1 protein-coding gene is annotated in these 262 nt (G+C 56.1%); it reads left to right on the top strand.

The genetic code is table 11. The features are described from left to right. Window positions 1–212: hypothetical protein (locus tag OGY33_RS00715; RefSeq protein ID WP_286570939.1), on the top strand; the 212-nt coding region annotated here is incomplete at its 5' end. Window positions 213–262: the final 50 nt, after the last annotated feature.

Genomic DNA, 262 nt, shown 5'->3' with positions numbered 1-262 from the left:
TAAGGCGGCACGCCGCATCCGGCGGTTTTCATCCCGCACAGACGCAAAAAAGCCCATCCGTCAGGATGGGCTTCTTCACTAAATTTGATGCCTGGCAGTTTATGGCGGGCGTCCTGCCCGCCACCCTCCGGGCCGTTGCTGCGCAACGTTTAAATCCGCTCCCGGCGGATTTGTCCTACTCCGGAGAGCGCTCACCGACAGACAACAGATAAAACAAAAGGCCCAGTCTTTCGACTGAGCCTTTCGCTTTTATTTGATGCCT

Source organism: Citrobacter sp. Cpo032 (genome assembly GCF_030332975.1).
Lineage (GTDB): Bacteria > Pseudomonadota > Gammaproteobacteria > Enterobacterales > Enterobacteriaceae > Citrobacter > Citrobacter portucalensis.
This window is presented reverse-complemented; position numbering and strand designations above follow the sequence as displayed.